38 protein-coding genes are annotated in these 26,002 nt (G+C 69.9%); 1 reads left to right on the forward strand and 37 read right to left on the reverse strand.

Going from position 1 to position 26,002, the window contains the following annotated elements:
* Positions 1-34: 34 nt before the first annotated feature.
* The 3 genes from ACQP2H_RS27105 to ACQP2H_RS27115 form a co-directional block, all read right to left on the reverse strand.
* On the reverse strand, positions 35-997 hold the full coding sequence (locus tag ACQP2H_RS27105) for an aldo/keto reductase (RefSeq protein WP_219464737.1): 963 nt from the start codon (positions 995-997) through the stop codon (positions 35-37).
* Positions 998-1,073: 76 nt separating this feature from the next.
* A complete protein-coding gene (locus tag ACQP2H_RS27110) occupies positions 1,074-2,753 on the reverse strand; it encodes an ABC-F family ATP-binding cassette domain-containing protein (protein ID WP_219464738.1) in 1,680 nt (559 codons plus the stop codon).
* Between the two features lie 41 nt (positions 2,754-2,794).
* Entirely contained in the window at positions 2,795-3,400 is a 606-nt protein-coding gene (locus ACQP2H_RS27115; RefSeq protein ID WP_219464739.1) for a class I SAM-dependent methyltransferase, read from the reverse strand.
* A gap of 123 nt (positions 3,401-3,523) precedes the next feature.
* On the opposite strand from ACQP2H_RS27115, the gene ACQP2H_RS27120 reads away from it, so the two are divergent.
* A complete protein-coding gene (locus tag ACQP2H_RS27120; protein WP_433229371.1) occupies positions 3,524-4,642 on the forward strand; it encodes a hypothetical protein in 1,119 nt (372 codons plus the stop codon).
* A gap of 100 nt (positions 4,643-4,742) precedes the next feature.
* Here ACQP2H_RS27120 and truA read toward each other — a convergent pair whose 3' ends face one another.
* The 34 genes from truA to tuf all read right to left on the reverse strand — a co-directional run bounded on the left by truA (position 4,743) and on the right by tuf (position 25,994).
* On the reverse strand, positions 4,743-5,573 hold the full coding sequence (gene truA, locus ACQP2H_RS27125) for a tRNA pseudouridine(38-40) synthase TruA (protein WP_357537861.1): 831 nt from the start codon (positions 5,571-5,573) through the stop codon (positions 4,743-4,745).
* 74 nt (positions 5,574-5,647) lie between these two features.
* A complete protein-coding gene (gene rplQ, locus ACQP2H_RS27130; RefSeq protein ID WP_208568198.1) occupies positions 5,648-6,217 on the reverse strand; it encodes a 50S ribosomal protein L17 in 570 nt (189 codons plus the stop codon).
* Between the two features lie 34 nt (positions 6,218-6,251).
* Complete coding sequence (locus ACQP2H_RS27135; protein ID WP_007073009.1) at positions 6,252-7,274, reverse strand: DNA-directed RNA polymerase subunit alpha; 1,023 nt, start codon at positions 7,272-7,274, stop codon at positions 6,252-6,254.
* A gap of 95 nt (positions 7,275-7,369) precedes the next feature.
* The gene (rpsD, locus tag ACQP2H_RS27140; RefSeq protein ID WP_067301470.1) at positions 7,370-7,996 is read right to left on the reverse strand and encodes a 30S ribosomal protein S4; all 627 of its coding nucleotides are present in this window, start codon (positions 7,994-7,996) and stop codon (positions 7,370-7,372) included.
* Positions 7,997-8,010: 14 nt separating this feature from the next.
* Positions 8,011-8,418, reverse strand: a complete 408-nt coding sequence (gene rpsK / locus ACQP2H_RS27145) for a 30S ribosomal protein S11 (RefSeq protein ID WP_030329919.1) — start codon at positions 8,416-8,418, stop codon at positions 8,011-8,013.
* Between the two features lie 69 nt (positions 8,419-8,487).
* Positions 8,488-8,868 (reverse strand): 30S ribosomal protein S13, encoded by a 381-nt coding sequence (gene rpsM, locus ACQP2H_RS27150; protein WP_091241981.1) that lies wholly within the window; start codon positions 8,866-8,868, stop codon positions 8,488-8,490.
* A gap of 264 nt (positions 8,869-9,132) precedes the next feature.
* Positions 9,133-9,246, reverse strand: a complete 114-nt coding sequence (rpmJ, locus tag ACQP2H_RS27155) for a 50S ribosomal protein L36 (protein ID WP_012184307.1) — start codon at positions 9,244-9,246, stop codon at positions 9,133-9,135.
* Positions 9,247-9,338: 92 nt separating this feature from the next.
* Complete coding sequence (gene infA, locus ACQP2H_RS27160; RefSeq protein ID WP_007073013.1) at positions 9,339-9,560, reverse strand: translation initiation factor IF-1; 222 nt, start codon at positions 9,558-9,560, stop codon at positions 9,339-9,341.
* A gap of 269 nt (positions 9,561-9,829) precedes the next feature.
* A complete protein-coding gene (locus ACQP2H_RS27165) occupies positions 9,830-10,447 on the reverse strand; it encodes a DUF1707 SHOCT-like domain-containing protein (RefSeq protein ID WP_433229375.1) in 618 nt (205 codons plus the stop codon).
* A 1,146-nt stretch (positions 10,448-11,593) separates the two neighbouring features.
* Complete coding sequence (gene map, locus ACQP2H_RS27170; protein WP_357537865.1) at positions 11,594-12,445, reverse strand: type I methionyl aminopeptidase; 852 nt, start codon at positions 12,443-12,445, stop codon at positions 11,594-11,596.
* 97 nt (positions 12,446-12,542) lie between these two features.
* Positions 12,543-13,196: an adenylate kinase gene (locus ACQP2H_RS27175; RefSeq protein WP_091241987.1), complete on the reverse strand. Its 654-nt coding sequence runs from the start codon at positions 13,194-13,196 to the stop codon at positions 12,543-12,545.
* Entirely contained in the window at positions 13,197-14,525 is a 1,329-nt protein-coding gene (secY, locus tag ACQP2H_RS27180; protein ID WP_208568320.1) for a preprotein translocase subunit SecY, read from the reverse strand.
* A 235-nt stretch (positions 14,526-14,760) separates the two neighbouring features.
* Complete coding sequence (gene rplO, locus ACQP2H_RS27185) at positions 14,761-15,204, reverse strand: 50S ribosomal protein L15 (RefSeq protein WP_088646994.1); 444 nt, start codon at positions 15,202-15,204, stop codon at positions 14,761-14,763.
* Positions 15,204-15,386 (reverse strand): 50S ribosomal protein L30, encoded by a 183-nt coding sequence (rpmD, locus tag ACQP2H_RS27190; protein ID WP_067301451.1) that lies wholly within the window; start codon positions 15,384-15,386, stop codon positions 15,204-15,206. Before rpmD ends, rplO begins: the two co-directional genes overlap by 1 nt.
* Positions 15,386-16,000 (reverse strand): 30S ribosomal protein S5, encoded by a 615-nt coding sequence (rpsE, locus tag ACQP2H_RS27195; protein WP_088646996.1) that lies wholly within the window; start codon positions 15,998-16,000, stop codon positions 15,386-15,388. The genes rpmD and rpsE overlap by 1 nt, the downstream gene beginning before the upstream one ends.
* A gap of 33 nt (positions 16,001-16,033) precedes the next feature.
* Positions 16,034-16,423, reverse strand: a complete 390-nt coding sequence (gene rplR / locus ACQP2H_RS27200) for a 50S ribosomal protein L18 (protein ID WP_208568202.1) — start codon at positions 16,421-16,423, stop codon at positions 16,034-16,036.
* Positions 16,420-16,962 (reverse strand): 50S ribosomal protein L6, encoded by a 543-nt coding sequence (rplF, locus tag ACQP2H_RS27205; RefSeq protein WP_208568203.1) that lies wholly within the window; start codon positions 16,960-16,962, stop codon positions 16,420-16,422. Before rplF ends, rplR begins: the two co-directional genes overlap by 4 nt.
* A 16-nt stretch (positions 16,963-16,978) precedes the next feature.
* A complete protein-coding gene (gene rpsH, locus ACQP2H_RS27210; RefSeq protein WP_067301438.1) occupies positions 16,979-17,386 on the reverse strand; it encodes a 30S ribosomal protein S8 in 408 nt (135 codons plus the stop codon).
* A 96-nt stretch (positions 17,387-17,482) separates the two neighbouring features.
* Complete coding sequence (locus ACQP2H_RS27215) at positions 17,483-17,668, reverse strand: type Z 30S ribosomal protein S14 (RefSeq protein ID WP_007073023.1); 186 nt, start codon at positions 17,666-17,668, stop codon at positions 17,483-17,485.
* A 1-nt stretch (position 17,669) separates the two neighbouring features.
* Positions 17,670-18,239 carry a 50S ribosomal protein L5 gene (gene rplE, locus ACQP2H_RS27220; RefSeq protein ID WP_204957695.1) on the reverse strand — a complete coding sequence of 190 codons (570 nt, stop codon included), beginning with the start codon at positions 18,237-18,239 and terminating at the stop codon, positions 17,670-17,672.
* Positions 18,239-18,559, reverse strand: coding sequence for a 50S ribosomal protein L24 (rplX, locus tag ACQP2H_RS27225; protein WP_208568204.1), 321 nt, complete (start codon positions 18,557-18,559; stop codon positions 18,239-18,241). Before rplX ends, rplE begins: the two co-directional genes overlap by 1 nt.
* Positions 18,556-18,924 carry a 50S ribosomal protein L14 gene (gene rplN, locus ACQP2H_RS27230; RefSeq protein WP_007073026.1) on the reverse strand — a complete coding sequence of 123 codons (369 nt, stop codon included), beginning with the start codon at positions 18,922-18,924 and terminating at the stop codon, positions 18,556-18,558. The genes rplX and rplN overlap by 4 nt, the downstream gene beginning before the upstream one ends.
* A gap of 101 nt (positions 18,925-19,025) precedes the next feature.
* A complete protein-coding gene (gene rpsQ, locus ACQP2H_RS27235; protein WP_208568205.1) occupies positions 19,026-19,307 on the reverse strand; it encodes a 30S ribosomal protein S17 in 282 nt (93 codons plus the stop codon).
* Entirely contained in the window at positions 19,304-19,540 is a 237-nt protein-coding gene (gene rpmC, locus ACQP2H_RS27240; protein ID WP_013288628.1) for a 50S ribosomal protein L29, read from the reverse strand. The genes rpsQ and rpmC overlap by 4 nt, the downstream gene beginning before the upstream one ends.
* Complete coding sequence (rplP, locus tag ACQP2H_RS27245) at positions 19,540-19,965, reverse strand: 50S ribosomal protein L16 (RefSeq protein WP_088647000.1); 426 nt, start codon at positions 19,963-19,965, stop codon at positions 19,540-19,542. The genes rpmC and rplP overlap by 1 nt, the downstream gene beginning before the upstream one ends.
* A 3-nt stretch (positions 19,966-19,968) precedes the next feature.
* Positions 19,969-20,841 carry a 30S ribosomal protein S3 gene (rpsC, locus tag ACQP2H_RS27250; protein ID WP_088647001.1) on the reverse strand — a complete coding sequence of 291 codons (873 nt, stop codon included), beginning with the start codon at positions 20,839-20,841 and terminating at the stop codon, positions 19,969-19,971.
* Positions 20,841-21,299, reverse strand: a complete 459-nt coding sequence (gene rplV, locus ACQP2H_RS27255; RefSeq protein WP_088647002.1) for a 50S ribosomal protein L22 — start codon at positions 21,297-21,299, stop codon at positions 20,841-20,843. Before rplV ends, rpsC begins: the two co-directional genes overlap by 1 nt.
* A gap of 40 nt (positions 21,300-21,339) precedes the next feature.
* On the reverse strand, positions 21,340-21,621 hold the full coding sequence (gene rpsS, locus ACQP2H_RS27260; RefSeq protein ID WP_088647003.1) for a 30S ribosomal protein S19: 282 nt from the start codon (positions 21,619-21,621) through the stop codon (positions 21,340-21,342).
* A gap of 12 nt (positions 21,622-21,633) precedes the next feature.
* Positions 21,634-22,473, reverse strand: a complete 840-nt coding sequence (gene rplB, locus ACQP2H_RS27265) for a 50S ribosomal protein L2 (RefSeq protein ID WP_091242024.1) — start codon at positions 22,471-22,473, stop codon at positions 21,634-21,636.
* Between the two features lie 12 nt (positions 22,474-22,485).
* The gene (gene rplW, locus ACQP2H_RS27270) at positions 22,486-22,788 is read right to left on the reverse strand and encodes a 50S ribosomal protein L23 (protein ID WP_007465304.1); all 303 of its coding nucleotides are present in this window, start codon (positions 22,786-22,788) and stop codon (positions 22,486-22,488) included.
* Complete coding sequence (gene rplD, locus ACQP2H_RS27275; protein WP_208568206.1) at positions 22,785-23,465, reverse strand: 50S ribosomal protein L4; 681 nt, start codon at positions 23,463-23,465, stop codon at positions 22,785-22,787. Before rplD ends, rplW begins: the two co-directional genes overlap by 4 nt.
* Positions 23,462-24,127: a 50S ribosomal protein L3 gene (gene rplC / locus ACQP2H_RS27280; RefSeq protein ID WP_208568207.1), complete on the reverse strand. Its 666-nt coding sequence runs from the start codon at positions 24,125-24,127 to the stop codon at positions 23,462-23,464. Before rplC ends, rplD begins: the two co-directional genes overlap by 4 nt.
* Before the next feature lie 11 nt (positions 24,128-24,138).
* A complete protein-coding gene (gene rpsJ / locus ACQP2H_RS27285) occupies positions 24,139-24,447 on the reverse strand; it encodes a 30S ribosomal protein S10 (protein WP_007073037.1) in 309 nt (102 codons plus the stop codon).
* A gap of 353 nt (positions 24,448-24,800) precedes the next feature.
* Positions 24,801-25,994 carry an elongation factor Tu gene (gene tuf / locus ACQP2H_RS27290; RefSeq protein WP_204924855.1) on the reverse strand — a complete coding sequence of 398 codons (1,194 nt, stop codon included), beginning with the start codon at positions 25,992-25,994 and terminating at the stop codon, positions 24,801-24,803.
* Positions 25,995-26,002 lie beyond the last annotated feature (8 nt).

Consider the following 26,002-nt stretch of genomic DNA (forward strand, 5'->3'; position numbering starts at 1 on the left):
GTGTCCGGGCCCGACCGCGTCCGACCCGGGCCGGTCAGAGCAGGGCGTCCAGGGCGTCGAGGTCGTCGTCGGTGGGCTGCCAGGTGCCGGCGGCGGCGTTCGCCCGGACCTGCTCGGCGGTGGTGGCCCCGGCGATGACGGAGGCCACCGCCGGTCGGGCGGCCAGCCCGCCGATGGCCACCTGGAGCAGCGTCAGCCCCCGCTGCGCCGCAAACGTCTCCAGCGCCTCGATGGTCTCCCAGCGGGCCGCGGCGAGCCGCTCGGCGTACCGGCCACCGCCGGAGAGGCGGCTGCCGGCGGGTGGGGCGGTGTCCCGCCGGTACTTGCCGGTGAGCAGCCCGTTGGCGAGCGGGAAGAACGGCAGCAGGCCCAGGCCGAACCGCTCGCAGGCCGGAATGATCTCGACCTCGGCGTCGCGGTGGAGCAGGTTGTAGTGGTTCTGCGCGCTGACGAACCGGGTCAGCCCCCGGGTCTTCGCCGTCCAGTCGGCGTCGGCGATCTGCCAGCCGGAGAAGTTGGAGTTGCCCAGGTAGCGCACCTTGCCGGCGCGGACCAGGTCGTCCAGCGCGGCGAGCGTCTCGTCGATCGGGGTGTCCGGGTCGGGTTCGTGCAGCTGGTACAGGTCGATGTGGTCGGTGCCGAGCCGGCGCAGCGACGCCTCGACGGCCCGCACCACGTACCGCCGGGACCCGCGTACCCCGAAGTCGCGGCCGTTGCGCCCGCCCATCGACATGCCGAACTTGGTGGCCAGCACCACGTCGTCCCGGCGGCCCTTGAGGGCCTGCCCGAGCAGTTCCTCGGAACCCCCCGGGGGCTCGCCGTAGATGTCGGCGGTGTCGAAGAAGGTGATCCCGGCGTCGAGCGCGGCGTCGACCACCGCCCGGGTGCCGTCGATGTCGAGCTTGCGGCCGAAGTTGTTGCAGCCGATGCCGACCACGGACACCACGAGCCCGGAGTCGCCCAACCGGCGGTAGGTCATCTCAGTCACGAGATCCACCCTATGCCGCCCGGACCGGCCCCGACCCCGCCCGACGACCGGCCGGGGTCGGCACCTCACGGTCCGCGTGGGTGACTCAGCCCACGTCCCAGACCGGCTCCGGGGTCTCCACCACCTCACCGTCCCCCCGGAACAGCACGAACCGGTCGAACGAGCGGGTGAACCAGCGGTCGTGGGTGACCGCGACGACCGTCCCGGCGAACGCGGCCAGTCCCGCCTCCAACGCCTCGGCCGAGGCCAGGTCGAGGTTGTCGGTCGGCTCGTCGAGCAGCAGCAGGGTCGCCCCGGACAGCTCCAGCAGCAGCACCAGGAACCGGGCCTGCTGACCGCCGGACAGGGTGCCGAAGCGCTGGTCGCCCTGGCCGGCCAGCTCGTAGCGGCTCAGCGCCGCCATCGCCGCGTGCCGGTCCATTCCGGCCCGGTGCTCGTCGCCCCGCCACAGCGCCTCGACCAGGGTCTTGGCCATCAGCTCCGGCCGGTCGTGGGTCTGCGAGAAGTGCCCCGGGCGGACCCGGGCACCCAGCCGGACCACCCCGCCGTGTGCCACCGGGGCCAGCGCGGCGGCCCCGTCGACCGGGCCGTTGGCCGGGTCGGGGTCGGTGCCGCCCCGGGCCAGCAGGCGCAGGAAGTGCGACTTGCCGGTGCCGTTGGCCCCGAGCACCGCCACCCGGTCGCCGTACCACAGCTCCAGGTCGAAGGGGTAGGTCAGGCCGTCCAGCTCCAGCTGCTCGCAGATCACCGCGCGCTTGCCGGTCCGCCCGCCGGCCAGCTGCATCCGGATGTCCTGGTCCTTCGGCGGTACGGGTGGCGGCCCGGCCTCCTCGAACTTGCGCAGCCGGGTCTGCGCCGCCTGGTAACGGGAGGCGAGCCCGTCGTTGTACGCGGCTTTCTGCTTGTACATCAGCATCAGCTCACGCAGCTTCTGGTGCTCCTCGTCCCAGCGGCGACGCAACTCGTCGAGGCGGGCGTGCCGGGCGGTGCGGGCCTCGTGCCAGCTGGCGAAGCTCCCCGGGTGCACCCAGGCGCTGCCCCCCTCGACGGCGACCACCCGGTCGGCGGTACGGGCCAGCAGCTCCCGGTCGTGTGAGACGTACAGCACCGACTTGGTGGACTCGCGCAGCCGTTGCTCCAGCCAACGTTTACCGGGCACGTCGAGGAAGTTGTCCGGCTCGTCGAGCAGCAGCACCTCGTCGGTGCCCCGCAGCAGCAGCTCCAGGGCGAAGCGCTTCTGCTGGCCACCGGACAGGGTCCGCACCGGGCGGTCCCGGGACGCGTCCCAGGGCAGGTCGAGCACGGTGGTGGTGACGGTGTCGAAGAGCACCTCGGCGTCGTACCCGCCGGCCTCGCCCCAGGCGGCCAGCGCGTCCGCGTACGCCAGCTGGGCCTTGCCGGCGGCGGTGCTGTACTTGCCGCGCAGCTCGGCGGCGCGCATGGCCTGTTCGGTGTCGACGAGCCGGCGGCCGGCGTCGCGCAGCGCCGGCGGGGCCAGCGACAGGGCCAGGTCGGCCAGCGTCGACTCGTCACCGATCATGCCGATGAACTGCCGCATCACGCCGAGCCCGCCGGCCCGCGCGACCGCGCCGGTGCGCACCGGCAGGTCCCCGGCGACCATCCTCAGCAGCGTCGTCTTGCCGGCGCCGTTCGGCCCGACCAGGGCGACCTTGGCCCCCTCACCGACCCGGAACGACACGTCGGCGAAGAGTTCCCGACCGTCCGGGAGGATGTGCCCGACCGCTGCCACGTCCACGTATCCCACGCGGGCATCCTGCCCGAGGCGTGGGGCCGGAGGACACCGGATTACCGGGTGACCCGCAGCACCCGGTAGCCCTTCTGGCTGGCGTGCCGGGTCACCGCGAAGCCCTCGTCGAGCAGCCAGCGGTGCAGCGAGTCGCCGCCGAGGTGGCGGGCCACCACCAGCCAGCCGACGCCGTCCGGGGCGAGCCGGGGCAGCCAGCGGCGCAGCAGTCCGTGCAGTTCGGGTTTGCCGACGTGGATCGGCGGGTTGGACCAGACCTGGGTGAAGGTGACGTCGGCCGGCACCTCGTCGGGGGTGACCGCGTGGACCCGGTCGGCGGCGTCGATGCGGGCGGCGTTCGCGGCGGTCAGTGCGCGGGCCCGTTCGTTGACGTCGACCGCCCAGACGGTGGCGGTCGGCGCGAGGTCGGCCAGCACGCAGCTGATCGGGCCGAACCCGGAGCCGATGTCGAGCAGGTGGCCACCGGTGGCGGCGGTCGGCAGGTCGGCCTTGCGCAGCAGGACGGCGGTGCCGGGGTCGAGCCGGGTGGCGGAGAAGACCCCGCTGGCGGAGGCGAGTGTGTAGTCGCGCCCGGCGACGTGGAACTCCACCTCGCGGGGGTGGGCCGGGGCGCTGGGCTCCGCGGTGAAGTAGTGGTCGCCGGTCACCGGGGCATTGTTCCACCGGTCCGGAGCGGGGCTGCCGTCGGCCGGCGTCCCCGCCCGACGCGCCACAGACCGTATTTCCTGTTATTACCCCCTAAAGGGGCAATGAACCCTACTCTGGGCGACATGGTATATCGGTACGAGTCCGCTGAGGACGCATTCGAGGAGAACCCGCGGCCCGACGCGGACCTGCCGCTGTTCCAGCCCCCGCCGACCACGGCGGCCGGGCCCTCCCCGTCCCGCTTCCCGGCACCGTCGCTGCCCCGGGTCAACCAACCGGCACCGCCGACGGTCGACCCCGTCCCGATCCGGTCCGCCGTCCAGGTGCCCGGCGCGACGTCCGCACCGGACCGCGCCAGGTCCCGCCGCTCCGGCGACGGCCGGGGCCGCCGGGGTGGCCGCGGCTGGCAGATCGTCGTCGGCGGGGCCGCCGTGCTGATGCTGCTCGGCCTCTGCGGGCTCGGCGGGGCCGTCCTGCTCATCGACCGCACCCCGACCGACGACACGTCGCCGAACGGGCAGGCCGCGCCGACGGCACCGGGCACCGCCACCCCCGACGACCAGGCCGACGGGCCACTGGACTCCCGGGAGGTCGACCGGCAGCCGTTGACCGCCAAGGAGGTCTTCCCCGGCAGCAAGCTGGTCATCGGCGTCGACCGGCACGAATACCAGGTGCTCAAGACCCAGTCGAACGCCAGCTGCGCCGTCGCGGCCACCGGCGAGATAGCCGACCTGCTGGTCACCCTCGGGTGCAGCCAGGTGGTCCGGGCCACCCTGCGCTCCCCCGACGAGGACCACCTGGTCACCGTCGGCCTGCTCAACCTGACCGACCTGGCCACCGCGCAACGCGTCCGGGACCGGATCCGCCCACTGCTCGACGACCGGCGCGGCCGGTTCCGGGGCATGCCCGCGAGGGAAGACACCGAGTCGGTCGCCACCGCCGCCGCCCGCGTCGCCTGGCAGGTGCGCGGCCACTACGTCGCCTACTGCCTGGTGACCAGGGACGACGCCGGTGCCGTCCCGGCCGGCGACCAGACCGTCCGCGAGATCATCTACGACCTGGTCGAACTGCACCTCGACAAGGGCGTCCTGGACCGCCGGGCGGCCGGCGTCAGCGTCGACCAACCCACCGCCAAGGCCACCAGCCCCTCGGCCACCCCGCACGCCGGGAACCGGAAGACCCCCACCCCCACCGCGACCCCCCGCGCCGGCGACCCGGACACCGACGAGCTGCCCGGCGACTGACGACCACCGACGCAGGCCCGGCCGGCGCGGCCGGGCCTGCGTCGTGCCCGGCCCGGAGGGAACGGGATCCGCCGCCCGGGACCCGACCGTCCCCCGGCCCTCAGGACTGGACGGGGAGCCGCAACCGGCGGGTACGGTCGGCGCGGTCGGCGTACTCGGCCGGGTCGTGTGGATAGCCGACGGCCACCAGGGTCAACCCGTGCGCCGGCGCGACCGTCACCTCGCTGGAGCGTTCCCGCCGGGCCAGCAGCCCCGCCGGCCACTCGACCGGACGTCGACCGTCCCCGGCGGTCAGCATCGCCCCCACCAGGCTGCGCACCATCGCCTGGCAGAACGCGTCGGCCTGCACGGTGGCGACCAGAATGCCGTCCGGGTCCCGCCGCCAGTCCAGCCGGGTCACCTCACGCAGGGTGGTGGCGTTCTCCTTGCGCCGGCAGTACGCCGCGAAGTCGTGCTCCCCCACCAGCCCGGCCGCCGCGACGTTCAGGGCGCCCAGGTCCAACGGTCGGGGCCAGGCGAGGGTGTCCCGACGCCGCAACGGCTCGACACCCCACGGCGCGTCGGTCACCCGGTACTCGTACCGGCGGAAGGTCGCCGAGAAGCGGGCGTCGAACTCGACGGGCACCTCGGTCATCGCCCGGACCCGCACGTCACCGGGGAGCAGCCGGGCCAGCCGGCGCAACAGCCGCCCCCGGTGCTCCGCCCAGACGACGACGGGCACGTCGAGATGGCAGACCTGCCCGGTGGCGTGCACCCCGGCGTCGGTCCGCCCGGCCACCGTCAACCCGGTGACGGCACCCGCCCCGAGCACCAGGTCCAGCGTCTCGACCAGCACCCCGGCCACGGTGCGCCGGGTCGGTTGGACCGCCCAGCCGGAGAAGTCGGTGCCGTCGTACGAGACGTCCAGCCGCAGCCGGATCCGCTCGTCCACCTCGTACCTCCCGTTCACGACGTCGGGCCCGGCACCCCAGGAAGGGATGCCGGGCCCGACGGTGCTGCCGTTGCTCAGGCCTTCTTCTCGGTGGCCTCGGTCTCGGTAGCCTCGTCGCTGTCCTCGCGGGCGGCGGCGGTGTCACCGGACGCCGAGACCGGCGCCTCGGAGTCCTGGTCGGCCGGGGCCGCCGGGGTCTCCTCGGCCGGGGCGAGCGCCTCGACCTTGTCCTGCTGGGCGGCCTTGCGGGCGGCGGTCTTCTTGTTCGCCTTGGGCTCGGCGACCTGAAGCTCCTCCACCAGCTCGATGATCGCCATCGGAGCGGCGTCACCCTTGCGCGGGCCGGTCTTCACGATCCGGGTGTAGCCACCGTTGCGGTTGGCGTACCGGGGCGCGATCTGGTCGAACAGGGAGTAGACCACGTCCTTGTCCTTGACGACGCCCAGCACCCGCCGCCGCGAGGCGAGGTCGCCCCGCTTGGCCTTGGTGATGAGCTGCTCGGCCAGCGGACGCAGCCGCCGGGCCTTCGTCTCGGTGGTCTGGATCTTGCCGTGCTGGAACAGCGCGGTGGCCAGGTTGGCCAGCATCAGCCGCTCGTGCGCGGGGCTGCCGCCGAGGCGGGGGCCCTTGGTGGGCGTGGGCATGCTTGGTGCTCCTCAGGTGTGGCGGCAGCGCGGACTAGAGCTGCTCGGTCTCGCGATAGTCGTCGGTGTCGTAGTCGGCCTCACCGAAGGCGTCCACGACGTGTGCCGGGTCGAAGTTCGGGGCCGAGTCCTTCAGCCCCAGACCCATCCCGGCGAGCTTCATCTTGACCTCGTCGATCGACTTCTGGCCGAAGTTGCGGATGTCGAGGAGGTCGGCCTCGGTACGCCCGATCAGCTCACCAACGGAGTTGATGCCCTCGCGCTTGAGGCAGTTGTAGGAACGGACCGTGAGGTCCAGCTCCTCGATCGGCAGGGCCAGGTCCGCCGCCAGCTGGGCGTCCTGCGGGGACGGCCCGATGTCGATGCCCTCGGCGGTCTCGTCCAGCTCCCGGGCCAACCCGAACAGCTCCACCAGCGTCGAACCGGCGGAGGCCAGCGCGGTACGCGGGCCCATCGACGGCTTGGTCTCGACGTCGATGATCAGCCGGTCGAAGTCGGTCCGCTGCTCGACGCGGGTCGCCTCGACGCGGTACGTCACCTTGAGCACCGGCGAGTAGATCGAGTCGACCGGGATCCGGCCGATCTCGGCGCCGGCCTGCTTGTTCTGCGCCGCCGTCACGTAGCCGCGACCCCGCTCGACGGTCAGCTCCATGTCGAGCCGGCCCTTGCCGTTGAGGGTGGCGAGCTTGAGGTCGGGGTTGTGCACCGAGACACCGGCCGGGGGCTGGATGTCGCCTGCGGTGACGTCGCCCGGACCCTGCTTGCGCAGGTACATGCTGACCGGCTCGTCGTGCTCGGAGCTGACGCAGAGCTCCTTGATGTTCATGACGAGCTCGACCACGTCCTCCTTGACCCCGGGGATCGTGGTGAACTCGTGCAGCACACCGTCGATCTTGATCGAGGTGACCGCGGCACCCGGGATGGACGACAGCAGCGTACGCCGCAGCGAGTTACCCAGGGTGTAGCCGAAGCCGGGCTCCAGCGGCTCGATGGTGAACCGGGAACGGGTCTCGTTGATCGACTCTTCGGAGAGAGACGGTCGCTGGCTGATGAGCATCTTTTCTCTTCTCTTCCGGGACGCCCGCTATATGACGTCCACGACACGAACTGTTCCGGTGGCCCGCCCCGCAGGACGGGCCACCGCAACGGGCCCTACTTGGAGTAGAGCTCGACGATCAGCTGCTCCTGGACCTGGGTGTCGATCACCTGACGGGCCGGGAGCGAGTGCACCAGGACCTTCATCTGGCTCGGGATCGCCTCCAGCCACGCCGGAACGGTCTTCGAGCCGGCCTGGGCCTGCGCCACGATGAACGGGGTGAGCTCCTTGCTCTTGCCCCGGACCTCGATGATGTCGTGCTCCTTGACGCGGTACGACGGGATGTCGACCTTCTTGCCGTTCACGGTGAAGTGACCGTGCTTGACAAGCTGGCGGGCCATGTCCCGCGAGTGCGCGTAACCGGCCCGGTAGACCACGTTGTCGAGGCGCGACTCGAGGATCTGCAGGAGGACCTCACCGGTCTTGGCCTGCTTGGCCACGGCCTCCTCGTAGTACCCGCGGAACTGCTTCTCCAGCACGCCGTAGACCCGACGCGCCTTCTGCTTCTCGCGGAGCTGGAGCAGGTACTCCGTCTCCTTGGTGCGGCCACGACCGTGCTGCCCGGGCGGGAACGGCCGGGACTCGAACGGGCACTTCGGGCCATCGCACTTGCTGCCCTTGAGGAACAGCTTCATCTTCTCCCGCCGGCAACGGCGGCAGTCAGCACCGGTGTAACGAGCCATCTCTCTCTAACCTCTCAGACCCGGCGACGCTTCGGCGGACGGCACCCGTTGTGCGGCTGCGGGGTGACGTCGGCGATCTGGCCGACCTCCAGCCCGACGGCCTGCAGCGAGCGGATGGCGGTTTCCCGGCCGGAGCCGGGGCCCTTGACGAACACGTCGACCTTGCGCATGCCGTGCTCCATCGCCCGACGCGCGGCGGCCTCGGCGGCCAGCTGCGCGGCGAACGGGGTCGACTTGCGGGAGCCCTTGAAGCCAACCTGGCCCGCGGAGGCCCAGGAGATGACCGCACCGGTCGGGTCCGTGATGGACACGATGGTGTTGTTGAACGTGCTCTTGATGTGCGCCTGCCCGTGGGCGACGTTCTTGCGTTCCTTGCGCCGGACCTTCTTGACTGCGGCTCCGGCACGAGCCTTAGGTGGCATAAGTCTTCTGCGCTCCTGTATGGGTTCTCGATCGACTGCTGGCTCTTCGCCTGAATCCCGGCTGGGAAGTTACTTCTTGCCGGGCTTCTTCTTGCCGGCCACGGTCCGCTTCGGGCCCTTGCGGGTGCGGGCGTTGGTCCGCGTCCGCTGGCCACGCACGGGCAGGCCCCGGCGGTGCCGGATGCCGGCGTAGCAGCCGATCTCGACCTTGCGGCGGATGTCAGCGGCGACCTCGCGGCGCAGGTCGCCTTCAACCTTGTAGTTCGACTCGATGTGGTCGCGGAGCTGGACCAGCTCCTCGTCCGTGAGGTCCCGAGCGCGCTTGTCCGGCGAGATGCCGGTAGCAGCGAGCGTCTCCTGGGCACGGGTGCGACCGACCCCGAAGATGTAGGTGAGCGCGATCTCCATCCGCTTTTCGCGGGGGAGATCCACGCCGACTAGACGTGCCATGTGCGGGCGTACTCCTCGTGATGTGTGGCGGAGGTGTGGACCCGTCCCACCCCGCTACCGACCTGTCCGACTCCGACGCGGTGTGCGCCGGCGACCGAACGGCCGCTGCCCGAGCGGGCCCCGGCCTCCGACCGGGGGTTGGCCACGAGAAGGTACGCGTGCGTACGTTCCGCGGCTGGGACGAGCTGGTGACGTGTTGTCGTCGGATCTGCGCGACCCGGACCGGTCCGCCGCCCTCCGTTCGTCACGGACGGCGGAATCGGATCAGCCCTGGCGCTGCTTGTGGCGCGGGTCGGTGCAGATCACCATGACCCGGCCGTGCCGGCGGATAACCCGGCACTTGTTGCAGATCCTCTTGACGCTCGGCTTGACCTTCACGGTTGCCTTACTTCCCATCTGGCCCGGCGACGCGATGACCGCGACTCCGGACGTCGAAGACGGACACGGGGACTTCCCGGCCGCCGTCAGGCTTACTTGTAGCGGTAGACGATGCGCCCGCGGGTCAGGTCGTACGGCGAGAGTTCGACGACGACCCGGTCCTCCGGCAGGATGCGGATGTAGTGCTGCCGCATCTTGCCGCTGATGTGAGCCAGCACCTTGTGGCCGTTCGCGAGCTCCACCCGGAACATTGCGTTCGGCAGAGGCTCGATGACCCGACCCTCGATCTCGATGGCTCCGTCTTTTTTCGGCATGTACTCCGCTGTCCTGACGTCGGTTGCTCCGGACGGCCCACAACGCCTTACACGGACCTCCCGATGGTCATCGGGGGCCCGCGCCAGCCGCGGCTCCGGGCTCCCACCGAAGCGCGGGGTGGGCATGCCGGAGTGGACGCTGTGCGCCGATCTGAAAGTGTACGCCCGCCCACTGGTGGTCGCCAAACCGGCCACCAGTGGTGTCACCCAACCGGACGAAACTGGGCACCCTCCCACGCAACGCCCGGCGGTCGGCGGTCGTTGCGGCGCTACTTGCGGCGCTTGCGCCGCCGCGTGTCGCGCGCCACCCGCCGGCGGTCCCGCCGGGCGGGAGCACCGCCGGCGAACCCGCCAGTGGTACGCAGGAGCAGCAGGACCCCCCACGGGCCGAGCGCCCATGCCGGCCAGTAGAACAGCAGTTCCCGGCTGCCGACCGAGGAGATCGCCCAGATCACGGTGAGCAGGGCCGCCACCCGCAGCCAGGGCACCCACACCTCGACCGGCCACCGCCGGGAGCCGACACCCACGGGCACCGGCTCACCTACTGCGGTGCTCCCGGTCACCGGCGGCTCCGGCGTCACCTCCCGGTCGGGCTCCGACGCCCCGGAACCGGACACCGGCGGGGCCTGCGGGCCGAGCGGGGCCAGCGGGCCGAGCGGGGCCAGCGCGGAGCGCTGCGCGGACGCCGGTGCCGGCAGATCAGCCAGGACGGTGTCCAGTTCCGCGTAGGTCTTCGCCCCGTACGTCTGTTGCAGGCGTTCGTCGTACTCGTGCAGGTCGAGCCGGCCCTCCTCCAGGGCGACCCGGAGCCGTTCCGCCGTCGCCTCCCGGTCGGTGTCCGCCGCCCGCATCCGGTCCCGCTCCTGCTTGCCGGCCCGCCTCTCCATGCCGGCAAGCATGACACCACGGGTCCACCGCCACCGAACCCCGTCACCGCCCACCGGGCCACAGGTCGGCTGCCGGACCAGAGGCCACACCGCCACCGCCCCGCGACCACCGCCAAGACCACCACCTCGGCCACGGCCACCACCACCACGACCATCACCACGGCCACCACCACCACCACGACCATCACCACGGCCACCGCCACCACGGCCCCGCCACCACCTCGGCCACGGCCACCGCCACCACCAAGACCACCGCCACGGCCACCACCACGGCCCCGCCACCACCACGGCCACGGCCACGGCCACGGCCACGGCCACGGCCAGCCGGATGCTCGTCCGGCTACGACGCCGGAACCGGCCAGCGCGACCGCTGCCACCGGGCGGTTCCTCCGGTAACGAGCCCATGCGGTCGACGGGTCGCCCCGACTCTCCACTCGAGGGGCCGCCCGTCCGCCCACCGGTGACCGCCCTCCCCCACCGCATCTGTCCTCGGGCCCTTTCGACCTGATGACATCAGCGATTCAGCCAGCACCCCCACCTCGGTCAGGAGGGGATCGGTCAGGAGGGGATCGGTCAGGAGGGGACCGCCGCCGCGAGGTCCTCTCCCTGCTCAGGCTGACACTCGACGTTCATGTGCTTCCCCCTACCGACGGTTGAGTCGTCAACGCCATCAGCTCGAAAGGACCCGGGGTGGTCAACTGGCACCGGCCCGTCGGGCCCGGTACGACAGCCAGCCACGCAGCGGCAACGGCGGCAACGGCGACAGGGGCGACAGCGGACGGCGACAGCGGCGGGCGGCGGCAGCGGCGGGCGGCGGCAGCGGCGGGCGACGGCAGCGGCGGGCGGCGGCAGCGACAGCGGCGGGCGACGACAGCGGCGGGCGACGACAGCGGCGGTGTGACCCCTGGTTCGGCAGCTGCCCTCCGTAGACGGACCACGGCGGCGTGAACCGCCGAGACGAGCACAGCTCGGCACCGCCCCCTGCCGGACATCCCCATCCGGACACGCCCCGACCGGGTCGGCGACGAGGGGGCGCGGACGAGGCTGCCAGCGCCCGGCAGGGGGCGGGCCCGGACGCTCCTCAGCGGACCTTACTCAGGGGCCCGCAGGGCAGAGAGCCGCAGGGCAGAGAGGCCTGATGACCGGTCAGGTGGCCGGGGAATCGGCAGGCTGCCGGGCGGTCACCAGGTCGCCGAGCCGCGCCCGTCCGCCGTCGAACGCGGTCAGCACCCAGACCCCGTCCTCCAGCAGCGCCATCGAGTGCTCGACGTGCACCGCCATCGACCGGTCCCGGGTGACCACCGTCCACCCATCGGACAACTCGACGGTACGTGGGGAACCCATCGTGATCATCGGCTCGATCGCCAACGCCATGCCCGGCACCAGCCGGGGACCCTTGCCGGGGCGGCCGTGGTTGAGCACGTGCGGGTCCTGGTGCATCTCGGTGCCGATGCCGTGGCCGCCGTAGCCCTCGACGATGCCGTACCGGCCACCCCGACGGACCGCGGTCTCGACGGCGTGCGAGATGTCGGTGAGCCGGCCCCTGCCGTTCGCGGCACCCCGGGCGGCGGCGGCGATCCCGGCCCACATGGCGTCCTCAGCGACCGACGCCATCTTCAGCAGCGCCGGGTCGACCTCGCCCACCCCGACGGTGACCGCCGCGTCGCCGTGCCAGCCGTCCAGCACCGCGCCGCAGTCGATCGAGATCAGGTCGCCCTCCCGGAGCAACTGGTCCGCTGCCGGGATCGCGTGCACCACCTGCTCGTTGACCGACGAGCAGATCGAGGCGGGAAAGCCGTGGTAGCCCTTGAACGAGGGGACCGCGCCCGCCTCCCGGATGGTCGCCTCGGCGATCGCGTCGAGGTCGGCCGTACTGACCCCGGGGGCGACTGCCGCGCTCATCCGACGCAGGGCCTCGGCGACCACCAGGCCGGCGGCGCGCATCTTCTGAATCTGGTCAGGGGTCTTCAGCTGGATGTCCAGCTGGGCACGGCGCATGGAGCAGTCACCTTTCGTTGCCGATTACACAGCGCAACAGCGGGGTACGTGGCGTACCCCGCTGTTCGCACTCTATCCGCCGGGCTGCGGCGGGCGGTCAGCCGCCGTACGAGCGCAGCGCGTCGATGGCACGGACGGTGACGTCCTCCACCGGGCCGGTGGCGTCGATCCCGACCAGCTTGTTCTGGGCGCCGTAGTAGTCGACCAGCGGCGCGGTCTTGTCGGCGTACTCCCGCAGGCGGGCCGCGATGGTCTCCGGCTTGTCGTCGTCGCGCTGGAACAGCTCGGCGCCGCACCGGTCGCAGATGCCGTCCTTGGTGGTGGCGTCGAACTCGACGTGCCAGATCTTGCCGCAACCCCGACAGGTGCGCCGCCCGGAGAGCCGCCGGATCACCTCGTCGTCGTCGACCACCAGCTCCAGCACCAGATCCAGGGCGGTGCCCAGGTCGGCGAGGAGCTTGTCCAGCGCGGCGGCCTGCGGCGTGGTGCGCGGGAAGCCGTCGAGCAGGAAACCCTCGGAGGCGTCCGGCTCGGCGAGCCGGTCCCGGACCATGTTGATGGTCACCTCGTCCGGAACCAGCTTGCCCGCGTCCATGTACCGCTTCGCCTCGACCCCCAGGGGCGTCCCCTGGGAGACGTTGGCCCGGAAGATGTCACCGGTGGAGATCTTCGGCACCGAGAGGTGTGCGGCGATGAACTCCGCCTGTGTGCCCTTGCCCGCGCCCGGCGGGCCAACCAGAACGAGTCGCATCTACCGCAGGAACCCTTCGTAGTTCCGCTGCATGAGTTGGCTCTCGATCTGCTTCACGGTCTCCAGACCGACGCCGACCATGATGAGCACAGCGGTGCCGCCGAACGGGAAGTTCTGGAACTGCTGGCTGTTCAGCCAGATGAAGAAGAAGTTCGGCAGGACCGCCACGATGCCCAGGTAGAGCGCGCCCGGCAGGGTGATCCGGCTGAGGATGAAGTCGAGGTAGTCGGCGGTCGGCTTGCCGGGGCGGATGCCCGGCACGAAGCCGCCGTACTTCTTCATGTTGTCCGCGACCTCGGTCGGGTTGAACGTGATCGAGACGTAGAAGTACGTGAAGAAGATGATCAGCAGGAAGTAGATCACGATGTGCAGCGGCGCGTCGGCCTGCACGATGTTGTTCTGGATCCAGGCCTGGGTCTTTCCCGGGTCGGTCTGGTCGAAGAACTGGAGCGCCAGCTGCGGCAGGTAGAGCAGCGACGAGGCGAAGATGACCGGGATGACACCGGCCTGGTTCACCTTGAGCGGGATGTAGGTGGAGGTGCCGCCGTACATCCGCCGGCCGATCATCCGCTTGGCGTACTGCACCGGGATGCGGCGCTGCGCCTGCTCGATGAAGCAGACCGCGGTGATGACCACCAGGACCAGGGCGAGCACCAGGGCGAACTTGCCCCAGCCCTCGTTGGTCTTGATCTTCCAGCCCTCGCTGGGGAGCCGGGCCGCGATCGAGGTGAAGATCAGGACGGACATGCCGTTGCCGACGCCCCGGTCGGTGATCAGCTCGCCGAGCCACATCACCATGCCGGTGCCGGCGGTCATCGTCATGACCAGGATGCTGAGGGTCAGCCAGTCCGGGATGCCGGTGCCCTCGGGCACGATCGGGAACTGGTCGCAGCGGTTCTGGAACAGCTGGCCGGAACGGGCCAGCGCCACGAACGCCGACGACTGGAGGATGCCCAGGCCGAGGGTCAGGTAGCGGGTGTACTGGGTGATCTTCGCCTGGCCGGCCTGGCCCTCCTTGCGGAGCTGCTCCAGCCGGGGGATGACCACTGTCAGCAGTTGCAGGATGATCGACGCGGTGATGTAGGGCATGATGCCCAGCGCGAAGACCGAGAGCTGCAACAGCGCGCCGCCGGAGAACAGGTCGAGCAGGTTGAGCACGCCCGTGTTCTGGCCCTGCAGACTGTCGAGACACTTCTGCACGTTGCCGTACGAGACGCCGGGGCTGGGCAGAGTGGCGCCGAGCCGGTAGACCGCGATGATGCCTACTGTGAACAGCAGCTTCTTGCGCAGGTCAGGCGTACGGAACGCACTGAGAAAGGCGGACAGCAACTTCTTCCTCCTGCGCGCGGGCCGCCCGGTGGTGGTCCCTGGCGGGTCGGGGTGGGTGCCGGGCGAGTGCCCGATATCCATGGCTGGGAAGGGACTCTAACAGCCCGATCCCGCTCCGGGCAGGTGTGCCCGGCTACATAAACCGAATCCGATGTTACCCGGCGCACAGGCTCCGGGGAGACCAGGGCGCCCGCCCAGTTACGGAGAACTGAGCGGGCGCCCTGGTTTGCCTGTCCTACAGCTCGGTGACCGAGCCGCCGGCGGCGGTGATCTTCTCCTTGGCCGACGCGCTGAACGCCTGCGCCGACACCTGGAGGGTCACCCCGCCGAGATCGCCGGTGCCGAGGATCTTGACCGGGTGGCCCTTGCGGACCGCGCCGGCCTCGACCAGCTCCAGCGGGCCGACCTGGCCGCCGTTGGGGAACAGTTCGGCGAGCCGGTCCAGGTTGACCACCTGGAAGACGACCTTGAACTTGTTCTTGAAGCCCTTCATCTTCGGCAGGCGCATGTGGATGGGCATCTGCCCACCCTCGAACGCCGCCGAGATGTTCTTACGGGCCTTGGAGCCCTTGGTGCCGCGACCGGCGGTCTTGCCCTTGGAGCCCTCACCGCGACCCACCCGGGTCTTCGCGGTCTTGGCGCCCGGGGCCGGACGCAGGTGGTGAACCTTGATCGTCATTACTCGACCTCCTCGACCTTCACGAGGTGGCTGACCGCGAAGATCATGCCCCGAATCTCGGGACGGTCCTCCTTGACCACCACGTCGTTGATCCGCTTCAGGCCGAGCGAACGCAGCGAGTGCCGCTGGTTCTGCTTACGCCCGATCGCGGACCGGAGCTGGGTGACCTTCAGGCGTGCCATCAGGACGCCACCCCCGCCCGCGACGCCAGCATGGCGGCCGGCGCGACGTCCTCGACCGGCAGGCCACGACGGGCCGCGACGGCCTCCGGGGACTCGAGCCCCTTCAGCGCCGCCACCGTGGCGTGCACGATGTTGATGGGGTTGGACGAGCCGAGGCTCTTGGAGAGCACGTCGTGGATGCCCGCGCACTCCAGCACGGCACGCACCGGGCCACCGGCGATGACGCCGGTACCGGCGGACGCCGGCTTGAGCAGCACGACGCCGGCCGCGGCCTCACCCTGGATCGGGTGCGGGATCGACTGACCGATCCGCGGCACCTTGAAGAAGTGCTTCTTGGCCTCCTCGACGCCCTTGGCGATCGCCGCAGGCACCTCCTTGGCCTTCCCGTAGCCCACGCCGACCGTGCCGTCGCCGTCGCCCACGATCACCAGGGCGGTGAAGCTGAAGCGACGACCACCCTTCACGACCTTGGCGACGCGGTTGATCGCGACGACCCGCTCGAGGTGCGGGGTCTTCTCGACGGGCGCGTTTCCGCGGCCGCCCTCACGGCGGTTGTCGCGGCGACCACCCTCGTTGCCACCGGACCCGCCGCCACGGCGCTGTTGACCTGGCATCAGCAGCCTTCCTTATCTCTCGTGACGGGGTTTCTAGAACTCGAGCCCGGCTTCGCGGGCGGCGTCGGCAAGCGCGGCGACCCGCCCCGCGTACCGGTTGCCACCGCGGTCGAAGACGACCTTGGACACACCGGCCGCCTTGGCCCGCTCGGCGAGCAGACCGCCGACCTTGCCGGCCAGGGCGCTCTTGTCGCCGTCCGTACCGCGCAGCGACGCGTCCAGGGTCGAGGCCGACGCCAGGGTGTGACCCTTGGTGTCGTCGACGATCTGGGCGACGATGTGCCGCAGGGAGCGGGTGACCACCAGGCGGGGACGCTCGGCGGTGCCGCTGACGTTCTTGCGGACCCGGAAGTGTCGACGCGCACGGCCGACGGCGCGCTTGGCGGCGACGCCGCGGCGGCGCTTGAGCAGCGTGGCGCTCACTTCTTACCTGCCTTTCCGGCCTTGCGGCGGATGACCTCGCCCTGGTACTTGACGCCCTTGCCCTTGTAGGGCTCCGGCGGGCGGATCTTCCGGATGTTGGCGGCGACCTCACCGACCTGCTGCTTGTCGATGCCGGCCACGTGGAACAGGGTCGGCCGCTCCACCGTGAAGGTGATGCCGTCCGGCGCGGGGACCAGCACCGGGTGCGAGAACCCGAGCGCGAACTCGAGGTCCTTGCCCTTGGCCGTGACCCGGTAACCGGTGCCGGCGATCTCCAGGCTCTTGCGGTAGCCCTCGGTCACGCCGACGATCATGTTGGCGACCAGGGTGCGGCTCAGGCCGTGCAGTTCCTTGGCCTTGCGCTCGTCGTTCGGCCGGTTGACGTGCAACTGGCCGTCCTCGCCCCGCTCCGCCTTGATCGGCTCGGCGAGCGTGTGCGACAGCTCGCCCTTGGGGCCCTTGACCTTGACGGTCTGGCCCTCGATCGTGATGTCGACGCCGGAAGGCACCGGGATCGACTTACGTCCAATACGCGACATTTCTACCTGTCTCCCGTTACCAGACGAAGGCGAGGACTTCCCCGCCAACGCTCCGCTTGCGGGCCTGCCGGTCGGTGAGCAGCCCCTGGGACGTCGAAATGATCGCCACGCCCAGCCCGCCGAGCACCCGCGGGAGCCCGTCCGACTTGGCGTACACCCGGAGACCGGGCTTGGACACGCGCTTGATGCCGGCCAGGCTCCGCTCCCGGTTCTGGCCGTACTTCAGCTCGACGACCAGTCGCTTGCCGACGGCACCCTCTTCGGGCTCCTCGACCAACCAGGTGGCGATGTAACCCTCGGCCTTGAGGACCTCGGCGATGTTCGCCTTGATCTTCGAGTAGGGCATCGTCACCCGGTCGTGGTACGCCTGGTTGGCGTTACGCAGACGCGTGAGCATGTCTGCGATCGGGTCGGTCATCGTCATGAAATTCGTCAACCTTTCTCGCCGGGGTTCCCCGGGCACGGCCCGGGGCCTACGGCGAAGAGACAGTTCAGCTGACGCGCGAAGCGCGCCGGGCTATTACCAGGAAGCCTTGGACACGCCGGGCAGCTCACCGCGGTGGGCCATCTCCCGGATGCACACCCGGCAGAGACCGAACTTGCGGTAGACCGCCTTCGGACGCCCGCACCGCTGGCAGCGGGTGTACGCGCGAACCGAGAACTTCGGCTTCGCGGCGGCCTTGAGGATCAGCGCCTTCTTGGCCATCTCAGTTCTCCTTGAACGGGAAGCCCAGGAGCTTGAGCAGCGCCCGGCCCTCGTCGTCGGTCGTGGCGGTCGTGACCACCGTGATGTCCATGCCCCGCTGGCGATCGATCCGGTCCTGGTCGATCTCGTGGAACACCGACTGCTCGGTCAGGCCGAACGTGTAGTTGCCGTGCCCGTCCAGCTTGCGTCCGTCGAGGCCGCGGAAGTCACGGATACGCGGCAGCGCGATCGACAGCAGTCGGTCCAGGAACTCCCACATCCGGTCGCCGCGCAGGGTCACCTTCGCGCCGATCGGCATGCCCTCACGCAGCTTGAACTGCGCGATCGACTTGGTGGCCCGCCGCACCTGCGGCTTCTGGCCGGTGATCGTGGCCAGGTCGCGCACGGCGCCGTCGATCAGCTTGGCGTCGCGGGCGGCCTCGCCGACGCCCATGTTGACGACGATCTTGACCAACCGCGGCACCTGCATGGGGTTGCCGAAGTTGTGCTGCTCCTGCAGCTTGGCCACGATCTCGTTGCGGTACCGCTCCTTGAGGCGCGGCAGGGTCTTGGTTTCGGTAGCCGTGGTCATCACAGGTCCTTACCGGTGCTACGCGCGATGCGGACCTTCTGGCCGTTGTCGTCGAAGCGGTAACCGACCCGGGTCGGCTTCCCGTCGGAGTCCAGGACCTGCACGTTCGAGACGTGGATCGGGGCCTCCTGGGTGACGATGCCACCGGTCTTGGCGCCACGCTGGGTGGTGCTGATACGGGTGTGCTTCTTGACCCGGTTCACGCCTTCGACGAGGACCTTGTCCTGCCGTGGGTAGGCCGCGATGACCTTGCCCTTGGCACCCTTGTCCTTGCCGGCGATGACGATGACCGTGTCGCCCTTCTTGACCTTCACGGTCACAACACCTCCGGCGCGAGGGAAATGATCTTCATGAACCGCTTGTCCCGCAGCTCACGACCCACCGGGCCGAAGATACGGGTCCCGCGCGGGTCCCCGCCGTCCTTGATGATGACGGCGGCGTTCTCGTCGAAACGGATGTACGAGCCGTCCGGCCGCCGCTTCTCCTTGGCGGTGCGGACGACGACGGCCTTGACGACGTCGCCCTTCTTCACACCGGCACCCGGGATCGCGTCCTTGACGGTGGCCACGATGACGTCGCCGATGCTCGCGTAGCGCCGACCGGAGCCACCGAGAACCCGGATGCACAGGATCTCCCGGGCACCCGTGTTGTCGGCGACGCGCAGTCGCGACTCCTGCTGAATCACGTCTATCTCCTATGTCTGCCGGTTCTCCGGCCGCCCGTCGAGGGCGGCCGGAGCCTGGCGGAACCTGCGCCCGACCGAAACCGGCCGAGCTCGAGCCTTCGCTACTTGGCCTTCTCGAGGATCTCCACGATGCGCCAACGCTTGGTGGCGGACAGCGGCCGGGTCTCCATGATCAGGACCCGGTCGCCGATGCCGGCGGCGTTCGGCTCGTCGTGCACCTTCAGCTTGCGGGTACGACGCATGATCTTGCCGTACAACGCGTGCTTGACGCGGTCCTCGACCTCGACCACGACGGTCTTGTCCATCTTGTCGCTGACCACCAGGCCCTCACGAACCTTACGGCGGGCCCGCACGTCGGCGGTGGTGTTCTCGGTCTCGCTCATGATGCAGTCACCTCAGTCGGCGCGGCCGAGAGACCCAGCTCGCGCTCACGCATGATCGTGTAGATCCGGGCGATCTCCCGACGGATGACCTGCAACCGCCGGTTGTTGTCCAGCTGACCGGTGGCGGCCTGCACGCGGAGGTTGAACAGCTCCGCCTTGGCCTCGCGCAGCTTCGTGACCAGCTCCTCCTCGGAGAGCTCACGCAGCTCGGAAGGCTTGACGCCCGCTGCCATCAGGATTCACCCACTTCGCGCGTAACAATGCGGCACTTCATCGGGAGCTTGTGGATCGCGCGACGCATCGCCTCTCGCGCGATCTGCTCGTTGGGGAAGGACATCTCGAAGAGCACCCGCCCCGGCTTGACGTTCGCGACCCACCACTCGGGCGAGCCCTTACCGGAACCCATCCGGGTCTCGGCCGGCTTCTTGGTGAGGGCCTGGTCCGGGAAGACCGTGATCCAGACCTTGCCACCACGCTTGATGTGCCGGGTCATGGCGATACGTGCCGACTCGATCTGCCGGTTCGTCACGTACGCCGGCTCGAGAGCCTGGATCCCGAACTCGCCGAACACCACCCGGTTACCGCCCTTGGACGCGCCGTGGCGGTCCGGGTGGTGCGGCTTGCGGAAGCCCTTCGGGGGCTTGCGCGGCATCAGCATCTGTCAGCCCTCCTGCTGCGTTTCTGCCGGCTGGGTGGCGGCCGCGGCGACAGCGGAACTGTCGACGGGCTCGCCACTCGGCGTCTCGGCCTGCTGCGCGATGGTGGTCGCGGCAGCCCGGCCGGCCTCGGTACCGCCGGCGGTCGTACCGGACGAACCCGACCGGCCACGACGCGGCCGCTCGGGCCGGTCGCCACGCTCACCACGACGCGGGCGGGACGGACCGGCCTCGGCCGGGGCCTCCCGGCCCGGGACGGCGTCGCCCTTGTAGATCCAGACCTTCACGCCGATCCGGCCGAAGGTGGTACGGGCCTCGAAGAAGCCGTACTCGATGTTGGCCCGCAGCGTGTGCAGCGGGACCCGACCCTCGCGGTAGAACTCCGTGCGGCTCATCTCGGCGCCACCGAGGCGGCCCGAGACCTGCACCCGGATGCCCTTGCAGACGGGGTTCTTCATCGCCGACTGCATCGACTTGCGCATGGCCCGACGGAAGCTGACCCGGCTGGAGAGCTGCTCGGCGACACCCTGGGCGACCAGCTGCGCGTCCGACTCGGGGTTCTTCACCTCGATGATGTTCAGCTGCACCTGCTTGCCGGTGAGCTTCTCCAGCTCGCCGCGGATCCGGTCGGCCTCCGCACCCTTACGGCCGATGACGATGCCCGGCCGGGCGGTGTGGATGTCGACCCGGACGCGGTCCCGGGTGCGCTCGATGTCGACCTTGGAGATGCCGGCGCGCTCGAGCCCCTTGGACATCATCCGGCGGATCTTGACGTCCTCGCCGATGTAGTCCTTGTAGAGCTTGTCCGCGAACCAGCGGGACTTCCAGTCGGTCGAGATGCCGAGCCGGAATCCAGTGGGGTGAACCTTCTGACCCATTACTCGGCACCCTCCGTCTTACTTTCGGTCGCCGCGGGCTCGGCCTGCTGCGCCGGTGCCGCCTTCTTCGCCGCGGACTTCTTCGGCGCGGCCGGCGCGACCGCCTCGACCGCCACGGTGATGTGGCAGGTGCGCTTGCGGATCCGGTACGCCCGGCCCTGCGCCCGCGGCCGGAACCGCTTCATCGTCGGGCCCTCGTCGACGAACGCCTCGCTGACGAGCAGCGCGTCGGGGTCCAGCCGCTCGTTGTTCTCCGCGTTGGCGATCGCGCTCGCGAGCACCTTGTACACCTGCTCACTCGCCGCCTGCGGCGCGAACTGCAGCACCGTGAGCGCCTCCTTCGCGGGCAGGCCGCGGACGAGGTTGACCACCCGGCGCGCCTTCATCGGCGAGATGCGCACGTGTCGCGCAACCGCCCGCGCGCCCGGAAGCACCGGAGCGTCGCCCTTTCCTGGCATCGCTGTAACCCCTTGTTCCTCTATCCGTATGCCCGCGGCGTCAGCGCCGGCGGCTCTTCCGGTCGTCCTTCTCGTGACCCTTGAACGTGCGGGTCAGCGCGAACTCGCCGAGCTTGTGCCCGACCATGGCCTCGGTCACGAACACCGGGACGTGCTTGCGTCCGTCGTGCACGGCGATCGTGTGCCCGAGCATCTCGGGGATGATCGTCGAGCGGCGCGACCAGGTCTTGATGACGTTCTTCGAGCCCTTGTCGTTCTGCGTCTCCACCTTCTTGAGCAGGTGGTCGTCGATGAACGGGCCCTTCTTCAGGCTGCGAGGCATGCTCTATCTCCCTCAGCCGCGCTTACGCGTGGCGTAGCGGCGGCGGACGATCAGCCGGTCGCTCGGCTGGCCCTTACGACGGGTGCGGCCCTCGGGCTTACCCTGCGGGTTCACCGGGTGACGACCACCGGAGGTCTTACCCTCACCACCACCGTGCGGGTGGTCGACCGGGTTCATCGCGACACCACGGACGGTCGGGCGCTTGCCCTTCCAGCGCATCCGGCCGGCCTTGCCCCAGTTGATGTTCGACTGGTCGGCGTTGCCGATCTCGCCGATGCTGGCGCGGCAGCGCACGTCGACCCGCCGGATTTCACCGGACGGCATCCGGAGGGTCGCGTAGACGCCCTCCCGGCCGAGCAGCTGGATGCCGACGCCGGCCGAACGGGCCAGCTTGGCGCCGCCGCCCGGACGCAGCTCCACGTTGTGGATGGTGGTACCCACCGGGATGTTGCGCAGCGGCAGGTTGTTGCCCGGCTTGATGTCGGCGCCCGGACCGGACTCGACCCGGTCGCCCTGCTTCATGTCCTTCGGCGCGAGGATGTAGCGCTTCTCGCCGTCGGCGTAGTGCAGCAGCGCGATGCGCGCGGTGCGGTTCGGGTCGTACTCGATGTGCGCGACCTTCGCCGGCACGCCGTCCTTGTCGACCCGCTTGAAGTCGATCAGGCGGTACTGCCGCTTGTGACCGCCGCCGTGGTGCCGGGTGGTGATCCGGCCGTGGGCGTTGCGGCCACCCTTCTTGGGCAGCGGAGCCAGCAGGGACTTCTCCGGCGTGGACCGGGTGATCTCGGCGAAGTCGGCGACGCTGGAGCCGCGTCGGCCCGGCGTCGTCGGCTTGTACTTACGGATAGCCATTGTCTACACCCCTCAGCTGACCGGGCCGCCGAAGGCCTCGATACGGTCACCGTCAGCCAGCTTCACGATCGCCCGCTTGGTCGCCTTGCGCTGACCGAAGCCGGTCTTGGTGCGCTTGCGCTTGCCCTGGCGGTTGAGCGTGTTGACCGTCAGGACGCGGACGTTGAAGATCTGCTGGATAGCGATCTTGATCTCGGTCTTGTTCGCGTCCGGGTGCACCAGGAAGGTGTACCAGTTCCGGTTCAGCTCGCTGTAGCTCTTCTCCGAGACGACCGGCGCGACGATGATGTCCCGCGGGTCGGCGATCGTGCTCACTTGCCACCCTCCTCGGTGGTCTCGGCGGCGGACTCGGCCGCAGGGCCGTCCTCCGCGGGCACGCCCAGGAACTCGTCCAGGGCGTCCTTGGTGAAGACCACGTCGTCGGCCACCAGCACGTCGTACGTGTTGAGCTGGCCGGACTCGATCAGGTGCACCCGCGGCTCGTTGCGCAGCGACACCCAGTTCAGCTCGTCGGTGCTGCTCAGCACGACCAGGACCCGACGGGCCTCGGTCAGCTTGGCCAGCGTCGCCAGGGCCGCCTTGGTCGACGGCTTCTCGCCCGAGACGAACGCCTCGACGACGTGCACCTGGCCGGCGCGGGCCCGGTCGGAGAGGGCGCCACGCAGGGCGGCGGCCTTCATCTTCTTCGGGGTCCGCTGGCTGTAGTCGCGCGGCGTCGGGCCGTGGACCACGCCACCGCCGGCGAACTGCGGCGCGCGGATCGAGCCCTGCCGGGCCCGACCGGTGCCCTTCTGCTTGTACGGCTTCTTGCCGCCACCGGCGACCTCGCCGCGGGTCTTGACCTTGTGGGTGCCCTGCCGGGCCGCCGCGAGCTGAGCCACCACGACCTGGTGCATCAGCGCGATGTTGGCCTGGACGTCGAAGATGTCGGCGGGCAGCTCGACGGAGCCGCTCGTGGCGCCTTCGGCGTTGCGGACGTCAACGGTGGTCACTTGGCCACACCGCCCTTCTTCACCTTCGTCTTGGCCGCGGTGCGGACCAGGACCAGCGCGCCCTTGGGGCCGGGGATGGCACCACGGACGAGCAGGAGGTTGTTCTCGGTGTCGACCGCCTGGACGGTCAGGTTCTGGACGGTGTAGCGCACGCCACCCATCCGGCCCGCCATCCGGGTGCCCTTGAAGACGCGACCCGGGGTCGCGCAGGCGCCGATGGAGCCCGGCGAGCGGTGCTTGCGCTCGACACCGTGGCTGGCGCGCAGGCCGTGGAAGCCGTGCCGCTTCATCGGGCCGGCGTAGCCCTTGCCCTTGGTCTTGCCGGTGACGTCGATGGTCACGCCGACCGGGAACTCCTCGACCGTGACCTCCTGGCCCAGCGAGTAGTCCGCGGCGTTCGAGGTGCGCAGCTCGACGATGTGCCGGCGCGGCGCCACGTCCGCCTTGGCGTAGTGCCCGGCGAGCGGCTTCTTGGCCTTACGCGGGTCGATCGTGCCGTAGGCGAGCTGGACCGCGGAGTAACCGTCCTTCTCGGCGCTACGCACCTGGCTGACGACGCACGGGCCGGCCTGAACCACGGTCACGGGCACAACCTTGTTGTTGTCCCAGACCTGGGTCATACCGAGCTTGGCGCCCAGGATCCCCTTGACTTGCCTGTCCATTTGTCCGGTCCCTACAGCTTGATCTCGATGTCGACGCCAGCCGGCAGGTCGAGGCGCATGAGCGAGTCGACCGTCTTCGGGGTCGGGTCGATGATGTCGATCAGCCGCTTGTGCGTACGCATCTCGAAGTGCTCGCGCGAGTCCTTGTACTTGTGCGGCGAGCGGATGACGCAGAAACGGTTGATCTCCGTGGGCAGCGGCACCGGGCCCGCGACCTGCGCCCCGGTGCGCGTCACCGTCTCGACGATCTTCCGCGCCGAGGAGTCGACGACCTCGTGGTCATAGGCCTTGAGCCGGATGCGGATCTTCTGTCCCGCCATGGTGGCTTCTGTTCCTTCTCTCGATGCCGCTGTGTTGCGGGTGCCTGTACCGGCTGGCACAGGACCGCTTCGCCGACCCCCGCGGTCGGGCGTGTCGCGCCCTCGGACCAGGCTCCGCCCCGGGTCTCCGGAGCAGCTATCTGGTCACCCGGTGGGTCTGGACGCCGATCGCATCACAGCGATCTGGACGCCGTGCGAGGGTGGTTGACCGCCAGGGGCGATCAACCACCCTACGCGCGATTGTCAGTGTCCCGGAGGTCCAACTTGCGCCGGACACGGGCGACTAACCGTCGTTACGCAACCTGACCAGTATGCCGCACGACCGGCGGCAACGCTAATCGGGGTTACCTAGTTCACTTGATGATCTTGGTGACGCGACCCGCGCCGACCGTACGACCACCCTCGCGGATCGCGAACTTGAGGTTGTCCTCCATCGCGATGGGCTGGATGAGCTTCACGGCCATCGTGGTGTTGTCGCCCGGCATGACCATCTCGGTGCCCTCGGGGAGGGTGACGACACCGGTGACGTCCGTGGTCCGGAAGTAGAACTGCGGACGGTAGTTCTGGAAGAACGGGGTGTGCCGGCCGCCCTCCTCCTTGGAGAGGATGTAGACCGTCGCCTCGAACTCCGTGTGCGGGGTGCTGGTGCCCGGCTTGACGACCACCATGCCGCGCTCGACGTCCTCGCGCTTGATGCCACGCAGCAGCAGACCGACGTTCTCGCCCGCGCGGGCCTCGTCGAGCAGCTTGCGGAACATCTCGATGCCGGTGCAGACCGTCTTCTGCGACTTCTCGCGGATGCCGACGATCTCCACCTCCTCGTTCGGCTTGAGGATGCCGCGCTCGGCGCGACCGGTGACGACCGTGCCACGACCGGTGATCGTGAAGACGTCCTCGATCGGCATCAGGAACGGCTTCTCGGTCTCACGCTCGGGCTGCGGGATCGCGGTGTCGACCGCGTTCATCAGCTCCAGCAGGCGACCGGTCCACTCGGGGTCACCCTCGAGGGCCTTCAGCGCCGAGACCCGGACGACCGGCAGGTCGTCACCCGGGTACTCCTGCGCCGACAGCAGCTCGCGGACCTCGAGCTCGACGAGCTCCAGGAGCTCCTCGTCGTCGACCATGTCGCTCTTGTTGAGCGCCACGACGATGTACGGCACACCGACCTGACGGGCCAGCAGCACGTGCTCGCGGGTCTGCGGCATCGGGCCGTCGGTCGCCGCGACCACCAGGATCGCGCCGTCCATCTGCGCGGCACCGGTGATCATGTTCTTGATGTAGTCGGCGTGCCCGGGGCAGTCGACGTGCGCGTAGTGCCGCGCCTCGGTCTGGTACTCGACGTGTGCGATCGAGATCGTGATACCGCGGGCCTTCTCCTCCGGCGCCTTGTCGATCTCGTCGAACGGCGTGTACGGGTTGAGGTCCGGGTACTGGTCGTGCAGGACCTTGGTGATGGCCGCCGTCAGCGTCGTCTTACCGTGGTCGATGTGACCAATGGTGCCGATGTTGACGTGCGGCTTAGTCCGCTCGAACTTAGCCTTCGCCACTGGTGTCC

It is taken from the genome of Micromonospora sp. CA-248260, from assembly GCF_050942205.1.
In the GTDB taxonomy this organism is placed as follows: domain Bacteria; phylum Actinomycetota; class Actinomycetes; order Mycobacteriales; family Micromonosporaceae; genus Micromonospora; species Micromonospora antibiotica.